The sequence below is a fragment of the Streptomyces sp. NPDC127068 genome, from assembly GCF_042724695.1.
In the GTDB taxonomy this organism is placed as follows: domain Bacteria; phylum Actinomycetota; class Actinomycetes; order Streptomycetales; family Streptomycetaceae; genus Streptomyces.
On record NZ_JBHXEN010000090.1, the window covers coordinates 1 to 19,323 of the forward strand.

Here is a 19,323-nt window from a genome sequence, read left to right on the forward strand (position 1 = left end):
CCTGACCAGCGAGAGCACCATCTCCTGGCGCGACCCGACATCACCGGATCAAGCTCGCATAACAGGATGAAAGAACGGGAGGAAACGACCTCTTATAGGCGGCCACTGACAAAGGAGGTCAGTACGTTCTTAAACCAACTTGTTGGCCAACCATTCACTTGCTTCGATGAGCCCGCCCTGCCGAAGTCTGCAGCTCCACACGACTGTTGGCCGGCGTGCCCGTCCCTTGCGCTCAGCGGATCTTGGAGGCTGATCATGATCGTGGACCTCTACGAAAGGCTGCTCGCCGCAGCCGACGCACGATCGGAGGACGGTGCAGACCGAGTCCGCGCCACCTACGAGCCGACCGACGGACTGAGCGGAAAGATCTATCCGCCGACGGTTCTGAACCGAATGTAGATCGTCGCGCCATCCGGCGAAGAGCCGATCAACGTCTGCGGCCAGCGGCGGATTCGCATTCGCATGTTGGTCTTGCCGCGTGGGCGGTTGATCTCATCGACCGGGCACTGCACCCAGCACGCCAATCGCCGCGTGGATATCCGCCTGATGCCGCACCTCCAGGAACTCGAAGTACGTCGCGAGGGTCTGCGCCTTACGGACCTTCATCAGCGTGGCCAGCCGTCGCTGCTCCTCGCCGAAGAACCGGTTGAGGTCAGTCGGGACCAACTCCCAGAGCGGGCGGCCGCACCAGCCGCGCAGTTGCATCAGCGCTTTCACGTCGTCGGAGATCGTCTCGTCGGCGATCCCGGCCGCAGCCCGGGCTAGCACAAACTCGGACAGCAGGTCCTGCTCAAAGTCCGCTATGTCCTGCGGCAACTCCAACAGCGGTCGAGATCGGATTGAGGCAACGGCAGCGAGCGGCATCCCGGACCTGACGGTGTGGCGCCGGCATCCGGTGGCTTCCGCTTCCAGGGGAGAATTCATCAGACACCGTGTCGTTCTTTCGTTCCGCCCGGTCGCGGAAGCACGTGCGCACCAGTGTTCACTCCCCTGGGCGAACCGACCTGGGGAACACGAGGAGGGGGAGGGTCACGGGCCATGACAGCCGATCGTCCGTGCCCGGGACGCTGGCCGTCACGGGCAACCTCCTTCAGGTGCCGGGGACACACCGAGCCACCCTGAGGGCCGGTCCGCCGGAAGACCCGGGGCGGGCGGTCCTGTCGGGTAACGTGCCGGACAGGAGGCACCGACGTGTGCTGGACAACAGCGATCCCGGCCGCCCGCCCAGGTCAGCCTCGATCGCTTCGCGGGAGGCAGCCTCGATGCGTAACGCTCAGGAGTCCGGTGACCAGGTCCGGCGGGCACTGGCCGACTTCGTCCACGACGGTCGGCACACAGCCAACGAGGGGGCCCGCCGCGCGGTCGCCGCAGTCCTCGTACCCCACGGCTCCGGCCCCACGCACACGGAGCGCGTGCACATCGCGTACGAGCAACTCCGTGGGGTCATCGCGGAACTGGGGACCTCACGGGAGATCGCGAGGGACCCGGACACGGTCTTCTCCCTCTTCGACTGGGCCGCCGTCTCCGTCCCCGACCTCTTTCCCCTGCTGAGCGGTCACTTCAACCTCACGGTCGGAGCGCTGGAGCGCCTGGGACGTCCCTGCCCCGAACAGGACCGCGCACGGGCGGCGCTGGACGACGGCGGACACATCGGGGTGTTCCTCCTCACGGAACTCGGAGGCGGCAGCAACACGCGCGAACTGCGGACAGAGGCCCGATGGGATCCGGCACGCCGTCGTTTCACCCTTCACACGCCGAAGGCGGCAGCGGTCAAGTTCATGCCCAACGTCGGGGACGAACGGGTGCCGAGGATCATCCTGGTCGCGGCCCGTCTCATGGCCGACGGACGGGACGAGGGCGTCTTCCTCTTCCTGTCGTCCCTGTGGGAGCGGGGCGGGCGACCACCGACGGGGATGCGTGTGCACCGGATGCCGGATACGGGGTTCTGCCCCATGGACCACGCGCTGATCCATTTCGACGGAGCCGTCGTCCCCGAGGACGGCCTGCTCACGGGGGGCATCGCGCACTTCGACGAACAGGGCCGCTTTCACAGCTCACTCGCTAGTCTGCGCGACCGTTACCACCACACGATCGAACCGCTTCGGACCGGCCGGGTCGCGCTCGCCCGCGGAGCGGTGGCCGCGGCCCGCGCGGGGCTGTGGCTGACCGTGGCCTATGCGCACCGACGACGCACCGCCGGTGGGGTCCTCATGATCGACCGGGACAACGTCCGGATCCCGTTGACGCTCGCCGCCTCCCGCCTCTACGCCGTCACCGCTCTGGGCAACCGGGCCCGCGCTGCTCTGGCCGATCCCGCCGTGCCCCCGCGGGACTCCTCCCTTCTGGCCATGCTCGCCAAACCTCTGCTGTCGGAGACCGCTCTGTCCGTCCTCCAGCAATGCCGGGAACGCCTGGGAGCACAGGGCATGTTCCGGGCCAACATGATCACTGACTATCTGGGCATCACCCAAGGCGTCATCACCGCCGAAGGCGACAACCAAGTGCTGCGCGTCGCGTACGGCCGGGCCCTCGCAAGCGAGGGTACCTCCCCGCTTCCCCAGCCTCCGGGTGAAGCCCCCGTCTGGCTGCGGCTACTCGACCGCCGTGCCCGCGTCCTGCTGGACACCGATGCCCTCCGGTCCGGCGCCCGGGCCGTCGCCCTCGCTGAAGCCACCGCCACCGCTTGGGCCGCGCACGCGCTCACCGAGGAGGGACGGCGACGCCAGGGCCGGGCCGCCCTCATCCTGCGCGACCTCGCTCAGCTGTACGGAATTGACCAGGTCCTGGCCCACGCGGACTGGTACACCGCCCACGATCTGCTTGACGCCTCCACCGCGCGGGGGCTGACCCAGACGGAGGATGGTCTCCTCGACGGCCTCGCGCGGTTGCTCCCTGTCCTGACCGAAGCCTTCGGCATCACCCCTGACCTGGTCCCCTCAGCCTTCGTGGCCCGTGATTACCTGAGCGCCTGGACCGGAATCACCCCATGGCACCGGGAACGGCCCTCCGCTCCTTCCACGGGCAGCTCCGCCGCTCCGGACACAGAGTGACCGGGTGGGAACGGCGCTTCGCGCTGGCAGTCCGCCGGCGAAGTCGCTCCACCGGGTGGTGAGCATCCGGTGGAGCAGACGGGGTTGTTGACGAGGTAGACGCGCCGGGGGCAGATCCCCAGGGCGAGGGCGTGTCCGAGGACCGGTGCCGGGCGGGACGCGGTCCTCAGGGAGTAGGCAGGGGTGTCGTCATGGTCCCTGATGTCCATGGCTGTGCTCCTGTGCGCGGGGCCCGGTGAAGTGCGTCGTTCCGGATGGTGGAGTTCGTGGTGCCCAGGGTTCTGTGATGTCCAGTGGCTCCCGTGGGGGGGGACCGTCCGGTGTCCCGTGCCGTGTCCGGGAGCAGCTGGGCGGAGGCCATGTACGGTGAGGACGAGGCAGCCGTGGTGGGCGCCGCATTCGAACGAATCGCTGAGCGCACTCGGAACGCCCGGGGCGCGCCGTGCCCAGGACAAAGTCCGGCGGGGTCCTCGCGCCGCGGAGCGGAACGGTCCGCCCCCGACCGCCACCCGACCAGACCTCCGCCGTGGTCAAGGTTTGGTGGCGACGCACAAGCCGTGTGCGTAGGGCATTCCGCCGAGACGCCGCACCTCGGTGAAGCCCGTTTCCCGGAGCCACTGTTCATGGTGGGCCCAGGGGTAGTAGCAGCCGCTGCCGGAGGCGCGGGAGAGGAAGTAGGCCGAGAACAGCATGGGCATGACGGGGCCGTCTTCGGTGTCGTCCTGCATGGTGTTGGAGATCAGGACCCGGCCTCCGGACGGCAGGGCCGCGTGCGCCTTCGCCAGCAGCCGTCTGTTGGTCCGGGGCGGGAAGATGGGGAGCACGTGGGCCATCAGGACCGTGTCCGCTCCTTCGGGCAGCGGCTCTGTGAGGAAGTCGGCGGCGTGCCATCGGACGCGGTCGCGGAGTCCCGCCTCGGTGACGTTCGCCTCGGTGATGCGCAGGACTGACGGCAGATCGACGATGGTGACGGTGAGGCTTCCGTACGCCCGGGCCAGGGCAAGGGCGTTGGAGCCGTCGCCGCCGCCGATGTCCAGGACGTGTTCGTTTCCGGTGAGCACGGCGGACCGGATCAGACCGTCGAACGCGGCCTTGGACAGGGCGTGGAGCCCGTCGTGGAGGACCTTCTCCAGCCGGGGCCGGTCGGCCAGCCGCGTGTAGAGGGTGTCCCCGGCGCCGGGGAAATGAAGCAAGCCGACGTTGGTGGAGCGCTGGAGCGAGGCGAGGAGGTCCCCGACTCCGGGATACACGAGGTGGCGGTGCATGCCCAGCAGTGCCGTCCGGTTGGTCTCACGGCCGGTGACCAGGGTCCGTTCAACGGCCGGCGCGTTGCGCAGCCGGCCGCCGTCGTCGGTGACCAGGCTCAGGGCCGGCAGGCCGCCGAGCAGGACGGCGAAGGGGCCCTCGGCGAGGCCCGTGGCCGCGGCGGTCTCCCGCGCGGTGGCCCCTGGGTGGGCGGACAGATGGTCGAACAGCCCGAGTTCATGGGCTGAGCCGAGCAGTTGGAAGGCGATGTGGCCGTGGAGGAGGACGTCGATGTCGTCGTGGGAGAGTTCACGCCAGGGCATCGGTGTGTTCTCTCTCCGCTCGGGCGTCGGCGACCAGGTACACGGCCGGGAGGGTCAGACGGCTGTCGTCAGGCAGGCGCTGGGTGGTGCGCAGCACGCTGCGGCCCCGGACCCGGATGCGCAGCCCGGCGTCGGAGAGCAGGCGTTCCAGTTGGGCGCGGGTCAGCTGGGCGGGGCGGATGCCGTGGTCGAGGGCGCGGGCCAGCTTCGGGAGCGGGCCGCCTGGTTGTCGGGCCAGCGCGCTGATGGCGGCGTGGGCGTCCTCGTCGAGTTCGATGGCGAGCAGGCGGCCTCGGAGGCCCAGGAGCGTGGTGATGGAGCGCAGCAGGGCTGGCCGGTGTTCCGCGGGGAGCTGGTGCAGGAGGTAGCGCATGTGGACGTCGCAGTCGCCGTAGCTCCGTCGCAGTCGGTCGGTGGCGTCCGGGTCGCACAGGTCCAGGCACTGATAGGTGATGTTGGGCTCGGAGTTGAGCCGCCGGGCGTGATCCAGCGCGGCCCGGGAGAGGTCGACGCCGATGACCCGTGCGCAGTGCCCGGCCAGCTGGCGGGTCTGGGTGCCGTTGCCGCAGCCCAAGTCGACCATGGGGAGCCCGAGGGGCAGGCGTTCGCGCAGCAGGGTCGTGGTGAGGGCGGTGTCATGGGAGTCCCAAATGGCCTCGCCGGCGTGTGCGGGCAGGTCTTCCCAGTAGCTCTGCCACGCGGTGGCGTAGTCGGTGGTCACGGGGTCAGGCCCCGCGGACGAGGATCGCCGCGTTGTTGCCGCCCATGCCCACGCTCGTGGAGATCGCCGCCCCGACGGGTGTGCCGACGCCCCGCCCGATCACATGAGGGAGATCGCAGTCGGCGTCGGGGACGCGCAGACCGTGGGTTGGCGGCACCTGGTCGCGGCAGGCGGCGAGCAGCGTGGCAAGGAGTTCCAGTGCTCCGGACGCCCCGAATGTGTGTCCGGTGGCCCCTTTGACGCCGCTGACGCGCAGCTGGTCGACGTGTGGTCCGAAGACCTTGCGCAGCGCGGTGGCCTCGGCCGGATCGTTGGACCTGGTGGCCGTGCCGTGCACATTGACGTAGCCCACCCGCTCGGGCGCGAGACCCGCGTCGGCGAGGGCTTCCCGGAGGCAGGCCGTCATGCCGGGGGCGGATGCGGGTGAGATGTCGCTCATGTCGAAGGCGTCGCCCCGCAGTCCGTAACCGAGCAGTTCGCCGTAGTGGCGGGCGCCGCGCGCCCGGGCGTGTCCGGCTTCCTCCAGAACGAGGACGGCCGCCCCTTCGCCCAGGACGGTGCCGTCCCGGTCCCGGTCGAAGGGGCGGCAGGCGCCGGAGCGGGCCCCGGTGTTGTTCTGGGCGAAGCCGGAGTCGATGAGGTCGGTGACGGGGGACTCCGCACCACCCGCGAGCATGACCTCGGCGCGGCCGTGCCGGATCTTGTCGTAGGCCGCGATGATGGAGTCGGCCCCGGACGCGGAGGCCCCGGAGACGGTGACCAGCGGGCCGCGCAGCCCGTGGCGCACGGACAACAGGGATGTGGCGGCGTTCGGCAGGGTCATGTTGAACAGACGCGGTGAGACGCCGCGGGCGCCCTTCTCCGCGAGACGGGCGAACTGTTCCTCGAGCACCTCGGTACTGGAGAGCGCCACACCGATCGCCGCGCCGTAGCGCTCGTAGCGCTCGGGGGACTTCACGCGGGACACGATCTCGTCGCGGGGCAGGTCCAGGCCCGCGTCGGTGAGGGCGGCGTCGGACGCGGCCAGCGCGTACTGCTGGTAGCGGTCCAGGACGCGCGCATCACGTGCGGAGATGCCGTGCTCCTGGGGTACGAAGCCGGTGATCTCCCCTGCGGTCTTGACCGGGCAGCGGGAGGTGTCGAAGCGGCTGGTCTCCCGCACTCCGCTGAGTCCGGCCATGAGCTGGGTGAAGATCACCTCGACGTTCGTGCCCAGGGGGGTGACGGCCCCGAGCCCCGTGATGACCACACGTCTGTCCGTCATGTCGTGTCCTCCCGCATGATGTCCTCCGGTGTCCGTGCCGGTGGGGCTCCCCCGGCGAGGTCATCGTGTGACGGCGACCACGGCGCCGTTCGCTCCGGGCGCGTCGAACCGGATCACCCGTGGTTCGGTGAAGCCCGCGTCGGTGAGCCAGGCGAGGTACTGGGATTCCGAGTAGTTCCGGCCGCCTTGCGTTTCGGCCACCATGTTCAGGCCCATCAGGGCGGCGTCCGTCGGGCCCGTACGCTCCGGGTTCAGCAGCAGCTCGCAGATCACCACGGCGGCGTCCGGTTCCAGCGCCGTGCGGCACCGGCCCAGCAGCGCGCGGTCGGTGGGCTCGTCCCAGTTGTGCAGGACCGAGCTAAGCAGGACGACGTCGTAGCCGCCCGGGAGCCGCTCGTCGGTTCTGAAGTCGTGTGCGACGGTATCGACGCTCTGGCCGAGCCCGGCCCTCCCGATCCGCTCCGCGGCGATGTCGCACACGTGCGGCAGGTCGAGCACCGTCGCGGACAGCCGCCTGTGCCGTTGGCACAACGCGATCGGGAACGCCCCGGAGCCGCCCCCACGTCCAGGAGCCGCCGATGCCGGCCGAAGCCATAGGCGTCGTCCAGCGCCTCGGCGGTGAACGCCGACAGGGAGTGCATCGCCTCCCAGAACAGCTCCGTCATCACCGGATCGCCGGGCGCGAACACCGACTCCTGCCGCTCCGGGTCCCAGCACAAGGGCCGGTCGGCCCGTAGCCCTTCCAGCAGACGCTGCCACGCCGGGTACTTACGGTGGTCGCAGTACCGCACGAAGTGGCCGAAGTAGCGGGGTCGACCCACCACGAGGAACTCCTCCGCCAGCGCGTCGTTGCGATACCGCGCGCCGTCCTTCTCCAGCAGCCCCAGTGACGCGCAGGCGGCCAGCAGCATGTCGACCGGACGCTCGTGCAGGCCCAGTTCGTCCGCGGCTTCCGCCAAGTCAAGGGCGCTTCCGTCCGCCAGACGTGTGAACAACGCGCACTCGACTGCGATGGCCAATGCTTTGAAGCCCCAGAATCCGGTGGTCAACCGCATCAGCGGCACCGGTGACACAGAACTGCCGTGAACCTCCATGATGGTTCTTCCTCCCCGTCATGCGGCCTCGTGCTGGACACCGGCCGGCGGCAGTCCGCCCGGCCACCCCCCGCGCGGGACGGTGCACGACCGCTCCGGACGGGAACGCCTCGCGTGCTCGCGGGCCGGCAGGCAACCGGCGCCCTGCCGTCCGACCGTTCGTTCAAGCCGTCTGCCCCTCATTCAAGCCGTCTCCTGTCACGCTGGCTACCTTCGTCTCCCGGCGCACGGAAGCGTGGTGCGGCGGTTTGGGTACCCAGCCGTGCCGATGTCCCGGTCCATGCAGAATCGCTCCCCCCCCGCGTTTCGTTCGCACTCGGGCCCGCGCCTCCGCGTTTCAGGGCGGTCGCCCAGACGACCGGGGGATGAGCCCGCGCGATGTCGCCGGGAGGCTCGAACGGGGAGCCCCCGGTCCGGCGCCGCCCCTGGACCAGGCACCGCGCGAGGCGTCCGCCTGGCCCGCCCTGAGAGCGAGTAGGTGAGGGGTCCTGTCCGACAACGGCTATGTGGCCATGCTTTCGGTGTCGCTTTCGCTGTCGGCTTCGGTGCTGAGCGCTAGGAGGGTGGTGATGTCTGCGAGTGCGGGGATGTCGTACAAGAGTGGCCGGGGCCCCGCCTGGTCGGGTCTGCTCCGATACCCGCCGTCGGGTTGTTGTTGGGCGAGCAAGTAGCCCAGTGCCTGGTTGAGGACCGACGCGTGCTCGGGGGCGTCGGTCAGTGCTATGACAGCGTAGGCAGTGCTAATCGGATCGCTGGCGTCGCCAGGTTTGTGACCCCAGCCTCCGTCAGGTTGTTGTGTGTCAGCGAGGTATTGACGGCAGCGGTGACGGGCGTCGTGGGCCGCCAATCGCAACGAGACGGGGGCCTGTGAAGTGAGGGTGCCGTAGGCAAGGGTGGCGCGAAAGACAGCGTTGTTGACACTACGGCTCCAACTGCGTTCGACAACCGGGCCCGCGTCCACGAGGAAGGCCACACCGCGTTCAGTCTCATCGCGGTAGGCAGGATTGGGAGCGAGTGCGTTCACAGCTCCTGCGGTCATAGCGATCTCGGAGGGGGTCCCGCGTACGAAAGTGGGAAACCCGCCGTCCAGGTTGCGCTGGGCGATCAGGTACTTCTCTGCCTGGGCGATGGCACGGAAGTGCCGGCCGGGTGTGGCGGCTCGGAGAAACTCAAGAGCGTAGGAGCTGGAGTCGACGTCACTCTGAGACACCTGGGTGGCGAAGCCGAATCCGCCGTCGTGATGTTGCCCGGCAGCAAGCGCATCGGCCATCGTGGTCAGTCTCGGATCGCCAAGATGAGTGCTGCGGGCCAGGGCTGTGCCGGCGATGGCAGTGGCGAAGATGTCCACGTCGGTGACAAAGGGCAGACCTCCGCCGGGAAGTTGCTCCGTGGCCACGCGGGCCAAGGTCCGTCGGACAGCCGGGCGGTGGGCGTGGTGTTTGCGCAGCGCGAGCAAGCCCAGCAAGCGGGCGAAGTGGTTGGCCTGCCAGACCGGTCCCCGCTGAAGGACGGGCGTGAGCCGCGCCCAGTCGGAGTCCGTGGCAGCCTCAGGCATGGCCATGACCTTGAGCGCAGACATCTGGAGCTTGAGCCAGATCTGCTGGTCACCGACCTCGTAGGCGTCGATCGGTACGGTGTCCGGGGCGAGCGGGGAGCCGAGTTCGGCAAACAGCGTCTGGAAGGTCAGCAGCTTACGGTGAGAGCTGAAGTGTTGGAAGGAGGACAAGGAGGACATGGCGTCATGGATGGCCTCGCCAGAGAGAACCTTCTCGCCCATTGCCGCCTGCGCCAAGTGGTGTTGGAGGCGGTCGGGCGGGGAGGTAGCGAGGACGTGCTTGAGGTAGCGATGGGCCGAGCAGGCTTCCCGCGCGGCGAGTCTCTCCTTGGTGAGCAGGGACAGCAGCAGGGCGGATTCCAGCACCCGGCTTGCTCCGGGGGCCCGGATCATTCCGTGGGGACCCAGGCGGGCCAGAACGCGGCGAGCAAGCCTGTGGCGGCAGGTAGCCAGGTCATGGCGCATGTGGTGCTCCGAAGTGAGGTGTGGGCCCGGCAAACAGCTGGCGCAGGACCTCGCCCCCGTTGGGAGTGAACGGTTGGGGTGGATCGGTGAGCAGTTGGGCGATCTCAGAAAAGGCGTGACCATCGATTTCGGCACGATCCGGTCGTAGCTGCTCGATGAGGTGGTCGATTTCGGCCAGATGAACGGCCAAGTGGCAGGGACCGATCGGTGAGGACTGTGGGATCCGGAGTACTTTGCGGAGCCGGGGGCGGATGCTGAACTCCTCGGCCAGTTCCCGTTGGGCGGCATGTCCATAGCTCTCCCCCGCCCGTACAGACCCACCGACGAGGACGTCGTGGTGGCCGGGGAACACCTGGGCGGTCGGTCGCCGACGGTAGACCAAAACGCGGGCAGGACCGACCATCAGAATGGTCGCGGCGACTCGGTAGTACAGGCCGCTCCGGTGCGCCTGTCCACGTGGTCCGCGTGCAACCGGATGGTCATCGGCGTCGACGAAGTCGATCAGTTCCACAGTCGTTCCCAACCTGCTGCGAGTTCGACTCGACGTCAGCTAACATGACGCCCTTCGAAGCCACCTCACGTTTCCCTCGGGGAGCCGCCTCTTTCTCTTTTCACACGGGCGGAAACGAGGACTCTTCGAGTTGCACAGGCTCATCTTGCGACGTCACATCTTCGCCCGTTAGATCCGATGTCTAGCGACCAAGATGAGGCTGGTGACATCAGATCGGAGATCCCTCGGGGTACAGCAGGGTGTTGCGCTCGGACCTGGCTGTCTTCTCCTGTAGGTACAACTCCTTCAAGCGTTCGACCGTTTCTCCAGAGATCTCCAGGGCAGCAGCGGCCTGTTTGATTCGGGCGACCTCGTCCGCGGTAAGCTCGCCATCTGCGTCGCAGGCCCGCAGAGCATCGAAGACCAGGGAGCCACGGGTCTCGTAGACGATCGCCGACCGGGTCACCAGGGTCGTCACATCATCCTCGGCCGGATAGACAGCGAGTTCCTCCAGCGTCTCGGCGTCCCCACAGTAGGCGGCGAAGTAGCCGAGGACCCAGTCCCGCTCCTGCTGGGAGATCACACCGTCGCCTTTGGCGCAGACCAGAAGGGCCTTGGCGTAGAGACCGATATCCCTGTCGTCCGGTCGAGCGGCGAAGTCCCATTCCTGCCGGAACAGCCATTTACGAGCCAACAGGCTGATTTCTTGTGCCGATTGAGGCATGGCGCACTCCCGAATCGCGGGTAGGTTCTCCCGGCGTGGAGGTGGTCTCCACGGACGGGCTGCGGCTCTCCGCCGCTCTCCATCATCCGTTCTCCCCCAGCGCAGTGATCTATGCACCGTTTCTCCGGGGGAGCAGGGATCACGCAGAGGCGGTACGGGAGCTCAGAGGTGTGAGTCGCTAGAGGTGCGCACCGGGCGCGTGAGCCCCGACGGTGCACCTGCGGACGGCAGAAGGACACAGTCGGCACGGGTTGACCCCGCTCACCGTCGCATCATCGTGTCCAGCGATCGCCGGTGCGTCCGCCGGTCCTTGAGGGTGAGTCAGCTCTCCGGGAAACAGAAATCGGATTTCCCCGCTCCTCACCGCGGAGCTGGCGCTCGGGAGCCCACCCAACGGTTCACCTGCAAGCGCAGCGGTCGAGGGCCAGCCTCCTCGTGGAACAGGAGGGTGACGCACACCGTGTTGACGGGCCACCAACCGTGCCTGTCCGCCCTTTCCCGGGGGCGGCGCGGACCGGCCGCCGCAACCGGATATCCACCGGGTGAACTACGCGGCACTCATGTCATGCACCGCGTGTGCCCAGAGTCGCACCAATCGTCGTGGGTGTCTGGCCGCCGTGTCGGTGAGCGCAGCGAGGTTGGCGCTCGCGCCGTGGGTGAGGAGCAGGGTGAAGCAGGTGTGACCTGGCGGAAGCCAGGGAATGGCGTCGATATCGATGACCCGAGCGCCAAGAGCCGTCATGGGTTCGTCCATCCGGACGTAAGAGGCCGTGAGCGCCACGCCACGCGGGTCTGTGAGACGTCCGAAGATTCGATCAGCGAGGGGTTCCGGAGTGTGTTCCGTGAGGATGCGCAGCGCACGGCGACGAGCGGCCAAGCGCTGTCTGCTCATCGCGGGCATGTCCTGGGCTCCCCCGGCCTTGTGGGGCAGGGGCACACGCAGCAGGCCGATGCGATTGCCCTGTGGCAGCGATGGAATTCCCTCGTGCTCGTGCGGGTGGCGGACGTCGACGGGAAGCAGCGCGCACGGAGCCGCACGCCAGAGGGAGGTTGCCGCGCGCTCGTGCACGGGATCCCACGCGTACAGTGCTCTCGCCAACGCCGCCAGGTGGACCTGATTGACGGTGAGACCTGTCGCTCGCGCTGCTGCCCGTAGGAGTTCCACGTCGACCGAGGTGTGGGCGAGTTCGCGCGGCTGCGGTCCGTGCTTGTCCGGCTGTGGGGTTCTTGCGGCGGGACGGAAGGCGCGTAGCAGGTCGGGGAGCAGGGGAAGGAGCCTCGTGGCCCATTGCGGGGGGCGGGGTTTCAGGGAGTGGGGACTTGTACGGGTTGCCAGGGGTGCCGAGCCGAGCAACAACCGCAAGGTGCATAGCGTCGCGGTGGCGTCCTGCACTGCGTGATGTGCGAGGAAGCTGAGTCCCCAGCCCTGGGTTTCCGTTGTCTGTAGCCACATGCCCCACAGTGGCCTGGCCGGATCTGGTGGCGGATGGAGGAGTGCCTGTGCCGGGCAGTACGCGGGACGGGTACCGGGGAGTTGGCGGACATGGCGGGTGATGTCGAAGTCCCGGTCTGGTTCCCACCGGATCCGCCCGTCCTGTAGGACGAGACGGTGAGTGAGCGCGGGTATACGCGAAACACGATCGGCGACATGTGCGCGCAACATGGCGAGATCAGGTGGTGAACCCCGCATCCGCAAATGGAAACCGAAGTACAGGTCCGACGGTTCGCGGGTGAGGGTGCCCAGACGTACGAAGGATTTGGTGAGGAAATTGACTTCGAGTGATGTCGTCGACATGCTGCCGTCCTCGCGGAGTTAGGAGCCAGGCCGGATACCTATCCATGCCGTCCTGAACAGAATGAGGGTACACAGCTCATAAAGCATGCCGACGACAGTGATCTCACCTCAGCGTGGCCACTGATCGGGTGGCGAGGCGGTGTGAGGTCGGGTGCGCAACGGACAGGGCGCCCATGTCGTTGAGGGAGGTGTTCGACGCCTCAGCGGCGCTGCCGGGCCGCACCCACGACCTGATGGCCGCCCGGACCCACACCATCTCCGGCTCTGTGCGACCAGGGCGTCCCGCCCCTCGCCCACATCGCTACAGACGACTGGGGCACCACCGCCAAGCGCCGCCCGCCCAGCGGCGGACTCCCATATCGAGCGGACCCGTCAACCGAACTCCGCCCGCGACCCGGGCGCCCGTCGTACGAGGGGCACGATCGAAGTCCTCGCAGATCTTCCGGATATCCCGCATCAGCCTCAACCGCATGGCCGTCATCACCGAAGCCGTCATCATCCTGGAGAGACAACGCCGGACACACTCAACGCATCGGTTCCGCTATCGGGCACGCTCGACTGGTCTTCGACGCTGAGAGATTCCAGTGAGCGTGGTTCTTTCTATTCGGGCATGATGACACTAGCCGCAAGAGGAGGGAATCGCATTTCGAGTAGGTGAGGAGGTTTCTCATGAGAGACAGCGGATGCTCGAAACAGCCCGGGGCTCCGGAACGGCTGAAACCGCGCCCTTCCAGGCAGGTGGCCACCCTCTCCGGGTACCGATTCATGGCGGCACGTCAGCTCAGCGTGCTCCGGCGAACCAGCAGTGATCCGAACGACGCTTCCTCTGCCCGCACAGGGCGAGGGGCCACTCTGATAAGCCGACGCCCGGCGTCCCCGTTTCAGGGCCGCCCGAAAGACCCCGTGCCATGACAGGCGGTGACAGCGGGCGTGAGCCAGTCGCAGTGGTGGGGATGGCTCTGAGGTTCCCGCCGGCGTGCGACTCCGCCGAGGCGTTGTGGCAACTCCTGTTGGAGGGCCAACAGACGGTCGGACCGGTCCCTCGTGAGCGGTGGGAGCCGTACCTCTCGGACAGCCCCGAGATGGCGTGGTTGCTCCGGCACTCGGTGCAGTACGGGTCGTTTCTCGACGACATCACGGGATTCGACGCGAACTTCTTCGGCGTCTCTCCGCGTGAGGCACAGGTGATGGACCCGCAGCAGAGGATCGTGCTGGAGGTCTGCTGGAAGGCGCTGGAACACGCGGGAATCCCGCCCCACGGCCTCGCAGGCAGCGACGCCGGCGTTTTCATGGGCGTGGCGGACAGCGACTACGGCCGTCGTTTGCTGAGCGATGTCGCTGGTGTCGATGCCCTGCGCGTCTCGGGCGGAATGCACTACGGCGTGTCCAACCGAGTCTCGTATCTCTACGATCTGCGTGGTCCCAGCCTCTCGGTGGACACGGCCTGTTCATCCAGCCTGACGGCTCTCCATCTGGCGGTGCGGAGCCTACTGGACGGCGAGATTCCCCTCGCGCTGGCCGGGGGGGTGCACCTGATGATCGGACCTGCCCCGCTGCTGGGCATGACCGACGCGGGCACGATCGCCGAGGATGGGCTGTCCAAGCCGTTCGACGCCGCCGCCAACGGATACGGACGCGGTGAGGGAGCGGGGGTCCTCGTCCTGAAGCGGCTGGTGGACGCCCGCCGTGACGGTGACCGGGTGCTGGCCCTGATCGTAGGCGGAACCGTCAACCAGGACGGCCGGACGCCCGGGTTCATGGCCCCTAGCGACACCGCCCAGGCCCATATGCTGCGCACGGCCTACGATCGTGCGGGCATCGCGTTGTCGACGGTCGATTACGTGGAGGCCCACGGCACCGGAACCGTGGTCGGTGATCCCCTCGAAGCGGCGGCGCTGGCGGAGGTCTTCGGCCGCGAGCGGCCGGCGGACGATCCGTGTCCCATCGGGTCGGTCAAAGCGAACATCGGCCACCTCGAATCGGCGTCCGGAGTGGCCGGCGTCATCAAGACCGTACTGGCGATGCGGGCCGGAGCCATCCCAGCGACTCCGAGATTCTCGGAAGCTCCCCATCCCACGATCGACTGGACCGCTTGCGGGCTGAGCGTGGTACGGCGGACCATGCCGTGGCCCAATCGAGGGCATCCGCGACGAGCGGGCGTCTCCAGCTTCGGCGCGGGCGGCACCATCGGCCACCTCATCCTGGAGCAGGCTCCCGAACCGATCCGCCCCGCGCGCCCGACGAGGCACATGGGCGCACCACGAATGCCTACGGTGGCCGTGACCGACCGAGCCAAGCCGCCACCATATGTCTTCCCCTTGTCGTCCATGTCCCGTGACGGGGTGCGCGCGAACGCCCGCTCCCTTCGGACATGGCTGGACAGCCATCCGCACGTGCCCCTGTCATCGCTCGCCCACACCCTCACACGACACCGATCCGCACTGCTCTGGCGCGGGGCCGTCATCGCGGGTGACCACGGGCAGTTGGCCGACCGCCTCAGCCTCGTAGAACGGGGAGAGCCAGGACAGGGAGTGGTACTGCGGCGTATGTCACATGAGGACGTCGACGCGGTCTGGGTGTTCTCCGGCCAAGGGTCGCACTGGCCATCCATGGGGAGGCGTCTCCTCGACTCGGAGCCGGTGTTCGCGGGTGTGGTGGAAGATCTGACCTCTGTGTTCCGGGAAGAACTGGGCATCGATCCCGCCTGGGCCCTGACCGAAGGGCCGCTGGACGACAGCGCGTCGGTACAGGCACTCACCTTCCTGATGCACACCGCGCTCTCGGCGGTGTGGGAGGCCCACGGCGTCAAACCCGCCGCGGTGGTGGGGCACTCCATGGGAGAGATCGCCGCCGCCGTCGCCGCCGGAGTGCTGTCCCGCGTGGATGGCGCCCGGTTGGCTTGCCGGCGGGCACGCTTGGTGAGGTCCGCACGGGGGCGGGGAGCCATGGCCCTGGTGGGGCTTCCTCCCGATCGGGTCGCCGAGGAAGTGGCCGGCGCCCGACATCTGTCACTGGCTGTCCACGCTTCGCCGACTTCCGCGGTCATCAGTGGTGACCGGTCCGTCGTGGACGAATGGTGCGAACGGTGGGAGAACGAGGGCGTCTTCGTCAAACGCGTCAGGACCGACATCGCCTCGCACAGTCCGCACATGGACCCTCTGCTGCCAGGGATCGCCGAAGCGGTGGAGACCCTCGCTGTCCATCGACCGTCAGTGCCCTTGTACAGCACTGTTGTCGACGATCCCCGCTCATCCGTTCCGAGGGACGGCCGCTACTGGCAAGCGAATCTGCGCGGCGCCGTGAGGTTCAGTCAGGCTGTCACGGCGGCCGCCCAGGACGGCTACCGCGCGTTCTTGGAGATCTCCAGTCACCCCATCGTCACCCACTCGCTCGTCGAAACCCTGGCCGTCGGCAGGGATCTCGACGAGTTCACCGTCGCCCATTCCCTGCGCCGGGACACAGGACCTGAGGCCCTACTCGCGAACCTTGCGGAGCTGCACTGTGCCGGACTGCGGGTTGACTGGTCCGTTCCCCACTACGACGGACAACTGGCCGACCTGCCAGGCACGGTCTGGCAGCACTCCCGGTACTGGACGGAGACCAGTCTCCGTCGAGGCGGACACGATCCCGATGAGCACACTCTCCTGGGCCCCGGCACCACCATCGCCGGACAGGGCACCCGGTGCGTGTGGCAGACAACAGCGAACAGCGACCGTCGTCCCCACCCCCAAGAGCATCGGGTGCACGGTGTCGACATCGTCCCCGCCTCCGTACTGATCAACACCTTCCTCAACGCGGCCCACCAGACGGGCCACCCGCTCGCCCTGCGAGACATCGCGCTGCGTGCCGCTTTCCCGGTCGGGACACCCCGTGAGGTGCAGGTGACCCTCGGGGAAGGGATGTTCACGCTCCACTCCCGCCCCGCCGCAACCGTCCCCGGGCACTCGGCCACGAGCTGGCTCGCCCACACCACCGCCCGTCTGGACACGCTCTCCTCGCAGCCATCCAAGGCCCGGGAGGATCACCACTGCCTCAGCACCGTCCTGGACCACACACGCCTCTTGGACCTGCTCCGTCCACTTGGAGTGGAAGGCTTCGCCTTCGACTGGCAGGTCGACGACCTGCGGCGTGGAGCTCAGAACGTCCAGGCCCGATGCCGTGTGCCCACTCCCCTCATCAACTCAGGCGCGAACTGGGCACCACTGTTGGACGCCGCCATGACGATCCCAGCCGTGCTGCTCCTCGACGACCCCGCCCCTCGGATGGCCACGCGGGTGCGTCGGGTGAACGTGTGGGGCAGCCCCCCGGCGGAGTTCGCGGTCCACGCGCAGGTGAACGAGGACGAGGGCGGCATCGACATCCAGGTCGCCGCCCCCGGCACAACGATAGTCGCGGCCATTCACGGGCTTGAGTTCGGCGCCCTCGACGGCACCCGCTCTCTCCCCGATGTCCGCCGCGTCACCCTTCATGTCGATTGGCGGCCCCGACCACGGCCGGAGTCGTCGAAACGTCCGCAGCACATGATCGTGGTAACGGCTGGCTGCCCGGTTCCGCCTCGGCTCCAAGACGTGTTGACCGCCGCGGCCGTCCCCCACACGGTCCTCGACGGGCCGGAGGGCATCACGGACCGGGAGTTCACCGACGGGGCCCGTGACACCGCTGTGGTGGTCGTTCCTCCCCTGCCCGGTACCGCGGACCGCGTCGGCGAGACGTCGGGGGACGGGGTCTGGCTCCTCCTACGCACCGCGCGTCACCTCGCCGGCCTCCCTCCCGGCCGTCAACCCCGCCTGTGGTGCCTGACCGAAGCCGCGACCTCGGCACCCACACACCAGGCGCTGGCGCAGACCCCGTTGCTCGGCGCGGGCCGTGCCATCGCCGGGGAACATCCCGAACTGTGGGGTGGGCACATCGACATCGCCGACCCCACCGATGCCGCCACCCTGCTCTCCGTTCTAGGAGCCGACAACGGTGAGGACACCTATCTGATCCGCGGCAGGAGAGTGAGCGTCGCCCGTCTCGCCCCGCTGCCCTCACGGACCCCGGCGTCCCCGCGACCGTGCCAGCCCGACAGCACCTACCTGATCACCGGCGGACTGGGATCACTCGGCCTCGAAACCGCCCACTGGCTCGCCCGTCGAGGCGCCCGCCGACTCCTCCTGCTGGGCCGGACCCCCCTACCGCCCCGCAGGGACTGGCACGCTGACCAACCCGCGCCGGTGAAGCACCGCATCGACGCCATCCACCGGCTGGAAGAACGCGGGGTGACCGTTCACCTCGCCGTAGCCGATGTCTCCGACCGCGAGGGCACCCTCCGCGCCCTAGCCATGGCTCAACAGCAGTTGCCTCCAGTCCGGGGCATCGTCCACGCCGCCGGCATCACCGATGACCAGTTGATCGGCCACATCGACGAATCTTCCCTGCGTCGCGTCCTGGCTCCCAAAGTCGACGGCACACTGGTCCTGCACGAACTGTTCCCACCTGGCAGTGTGGACTTCTTCGTCCTCTTCTCCTCCACTGGTCAGCTCATCCGCGGCACCGGGCAGGCTTCCTACGCTGCGGCCAACGCCTTCCTCGACGGCTTCGCGCACCACCGCCACGCCCAAGGCGACAAGGGGACACTCACACTGGCCTGGGCGGGCTGGCGAGGGCTCGGTCTGTACTCGACCGCCACGGAGATCTTCGGGCAGGAGATGGCCGCTTCGGGGACCGGCGACATCTCGGCCGACACCGCGTTCGCATGCTGGGAACACGCGGAGCAGCAGGGCGTTCCGTACGCGGCGATCCTGCCCGTCATCGCGAAACCGACAGCCAGCCCCCTGCGCTTGCTCAGTGGACTCACCACAGCACCCGTGTCCAGCCCTCCGCACGCTCAGGGAGAGCCTGCGGGCACAGAGTGGAAAGAGCTACCCGAGGAAAGGCGGCGGTGCCATCTCGAACTCGTCGTCGCACGGCATATCTCCGAAGAACTTCGGATACCCCTCGGCCAGATCGACCACCAGCGTCCCCTTCTCGACCTGGGTCTCGACTCGCGGATGGCGCTCTCGATCCGCGCCCGCCTTGAGAAGACCCTCGGAGTCGGGCTCCCAGTCACTCTGCTGTGGCAGCACCCCACGGTTCAGGAAGTCGTCCGCTACCTCCAGCGGGTGGGGCGGACCTGAACCGTCGCGTGCCCGTATCGGTATCGGACGCGCCAGTACATCGACAAGATCGAGGCTATAGCGAAAGCAGTTGAAAACTATGGCTGATGAGAAGCAGCCGCGGGGCGGCTCGATGGGACGCGCGTTCGTGTTGCCGACATTGCGCCTGGCCAACGGGGCTTGTGGAGAGCCGGATGCGGGGCCCGCTCGCACGTACGGTTCGGGAGGGCGGCGTGGAGAAACGGGCTGGGAGGAATCCCGGTACCGTGCTCCGCGCCGACCCCACCACGATATCGATGTCCAGGACGAGAACGGCCGCAAGCTGGCCGCCGCGGACCTGCCCGAAGGAGCCGCGGGCATCGCGAGACTGCAACGGGCCGATCACTCCTCCCGTCCGCGTACCAGCCCCAAGTGAACGCCCACCGGCGCAGGAGGCGGATCTTGATGATCCGCCTCCTGC

General features: G+C 68.2%; 12 protein-coding genes and 2 pseudogenes. 4 read left to right on the plus strand and 10 right to left on the minus strand.

Features of this window, described 5'->3' with window-relative positions; translation table 11 throughout:
* Positions 1 to 255 precede the first annotated feature (255 nt).
* Positions 256 to 399 carry a hypothetical protein gene (locus ACFWIA_RS33885; RefSeq protein ID WP_387011112.1) on the plus strand — a complete coding sequence of 48 codons (144 nt, stop codon included), beginning with the start codon at positions 256 to 258 and terminating at the stop codon, positions 397 to 399.
* 93 nt (positions 400 to 492) lie between these two features.
* Here the strand turns inward: ACFWIA_RS33885 and ACFWIA_RS33890 are convergent, their stop codons facing one another.
* Positions 493 to 924, minus strand: a complete 432-nt coding sequence (locus ACFWIA_RS33890) for a hypothetical protein (protein ID WP_387011113.1) — start codon at positions 922 to 924, stop codon at positions 493 to 495.
* A 338-nt stretch (positions 925 to 1,262) separates the two neighbouring features.
* Here ACFWIA_RS33890 and ACFWIA_RS33895 point away from each other — a divergent pair, with 338 nt between their 5' ends.
* Positions 1,263 to 3,050 (plus strand): acyl-CoA dehydrogenase family protein, encoded by a 1,788-nt coding sequence (locus ACFWIA_RS33895; protein WP_387011114.1) that lies wholly within the window; start codon positions 1,263 to 1,265, stop codon positions 3,048 to 3,050.
* A 530-nt stretch (positions 3,051 to 3,580) separates the two neighbouring features.
* On the opposite strand, the gene ACFWIA_RS33900 is transcribed toward ACFWIA_RS33895, so the two are convergent.
* The 9 genes and pseudogenes from ACFWIA_RS33900 to ACFWIA_RS33940 form a co-directional block, all read right to left on the minus strand.
* Complete coding sequence (locus ACFWIA_RS33900; RefSeq protein WP_387011115.1) at positions 3,581 to 4,618, minus strand: methyltransferase; 1,038 nt, start codon at positions 4,616 to 4,618, stop codon at positions 3,581 to 3,583.
* Positions 4,605 to 5,339 (minus strand): class I SAM-dependent methyltransferase, encoded by a 735-nt coding sequence (locus tag ACFWIA_RS33905; RefSeq protein ID WP_387011116.1) that lies wholly within the window; start codon positions 5,337 to 5,339, stop codon positions 4,605 to 4,607. Before ACFWIA_RS33905 ends, ACFWIA_RS33900 begins: the two co-directional genes overlap by 14 nt.
* A gap of 4 nt (positions 5,340 to 5,343) precedes the next feature.
* Positions 5,344 to 6,603: a beta-ketoacyl-[acyl-carrier-protein] synthase family protein gene (locus ACFWIA_RS33910; RefSeq protein ID WP_387011117.1), complete on the minus strand. Its 1,260-nt coding sequence runs from the start codon at positions 6,601 to 6,603 to the stop codon at positions 5,344 to 5,346.
* 60 nt (positions 6,604 to 6,663) lie between these two features.
* On the minus strand, positions 6,664 to 7,134 hold the full coding sequence (locus tag ACFWIA_RS33915) for a methyltransferase (RefSeq protein WP_387011118.1): 471 nt from the start codon (positions 7,132 to 7,134) through the stop codon (positions 6,664 to 6,666).
* A 338-nt stretch (positions 7,135 to 7,472) separates the two neighbouring features.
* Positions 7,473 to 7,697: pseudogene (locus ACFWIA_RS33920) on the minus strand (methyltransferase dimerization domain-containing protein); the annotation flags it as partial.
* A 502-nt stretch (positions 7,698 to 8,199) separates the two neighbouring features.
* Positions 8,200 to 9,618: a prenyltransferase/squalene oxidase repeat-containing protein gene (locus tag ACFWIA_RS33925; protein ID WP_387011119.1), complete on the minus strand. Its 1,419-nt coding sequence runs from the start codon at positions 9,616 to 9,618 to the stop codon at positions 8,200 to 8,202.
* Between the two features lie 88 nt (positions 9,619 to 9,706).
* Complete coding sequence (locus tag ACFWIA_RS33930; RefSeq protein ID WP_387011120.1) at positions 9,707 to 10,228, minus strand: NUDIX domain-containing protein; 522 nt, start codon at positions 10,226 to 10,228, stop codon at positions 9,707 to 9,709.
* Between the two features lie 208 nt (positions 10,229 to 10,436).
* The gene (locus ACFWIA_RS33935) at positions 10,437 to 10,931 is read right to left on the minus strand and encodes a hypothetical protein (RefSeq protein ID WP_387011121.1); all 495 of its coding nucleotides are present in this window, start codon (positions 10,929 to 10,931) and stop codon (positions 10,437 to 10,439) included.
* A 547-nt stretch (positions 10,932 to 11,478) separates the two neighbouring features.
* The gene (locus tag ACFWIA_RS33940) at positions 11,479 to 12,726 is read right to left on the minus strand and encodes a wax ester/triacylglycerol synthase domain-containing protein (RefSeq protein WP_387011122.1); all 1,248 of its coding nucleotides are present in this window, start codon (positions 12,724 to 12,726) and stop codon (positions 11,479 to 11,481) included.
* A 185-nt stretch (positions 12,727 to 12,911) separates the two neighbouring features.
* Here ACFWIA_RS33940 and ACFWIA_RS33945 point away from each other — a divergent pair.
* Together ACFWIA_RS33945 and ACFWIA_RS33950 are read left to right on the plus strand one after the other, a co-directional pair.
* Positions 12,912 to 13,241 (plus strand): annotated as a pseudogene (locus ACFWIA_RS33945) (IS5/IS1182 family transposase); the annotation flags it as partial.
* A gap of 393 nt (positions 13,242 to 13,634) precedes the next feature.
* Entirely contained in the window at positions 13,635 to 18,884 is a 5,250-nt protein-coding gene (locus ACFWIA_RS33950; RefSeq protein ID WP_387011123.1) for a type I polyketide synthase, read from the plus strand.
* Positions 18,885 to 19,323: the final 439 nt, after the last annotated feature.

Excerpts from the sequence above, each read along its gene's own strand:
- ACFWIA_RS33935 (WP_387011121.1), bottom strand. The coding sequence starts at position 10,931 with ATGCCTCAATCGGCACAAGAAATCAGCCTGTTGGCTCGTAAATGGCTG.
- ACFWIA_RS33895 (WP_387011114.1), top strand. The coding sequence starts at position 1,263 with ATGCGTAACGCTCAGGAGTCCGGTGACCAGGTCCGGCGGGCACTGGCC.
- ACFWIA_RS33950 (WP_387011123.1), top strand. The coding sequence starts at position 13,635 with ATGACAGGCGGTGACAGCGGGCGTGAGCCAGTCGCAGTGGTGGGGATG.
- ACFWIA_RS33885 (WP_387011112.1), top strand. The coding sequence starts at position 256 with ATGATCGTGGACCTCTACGAAAGGCTGCTCGCCGCAGCCGACGCACGA.
- ACFWIA_RS33900 (WP_387011115.1), bottom strand. The coding sequence starts at position 4,618 with ATGCCCTGGCGTGAACTCTCCCACGACGACATCGACGTCCTCCTCCAC.
- ACFWIA_RS33940 (WP_387011122.1), bottom strand. The coding sequence starts at position 12,726 with ATGTCGACGACATCACTCGAAGTCAATTTCCTCACCAAATCCTTCGTA.
- ACFWIA_RS33890 (WP_387011113.1), bottom strand. The coding sequence starts at position 924 with ATGAATTCTCCCCTGGAAGCGGAAGCCACCGGATGCCGGCGCCACACC.
- ACFWIA_RS33910 (WP_387011117.1), bottom strand. The coding sequence starts at position 6,603 with ATGACGGACAGACGTGTGGTCATCACGGGGCTCGGGGCCGTCACCCCC.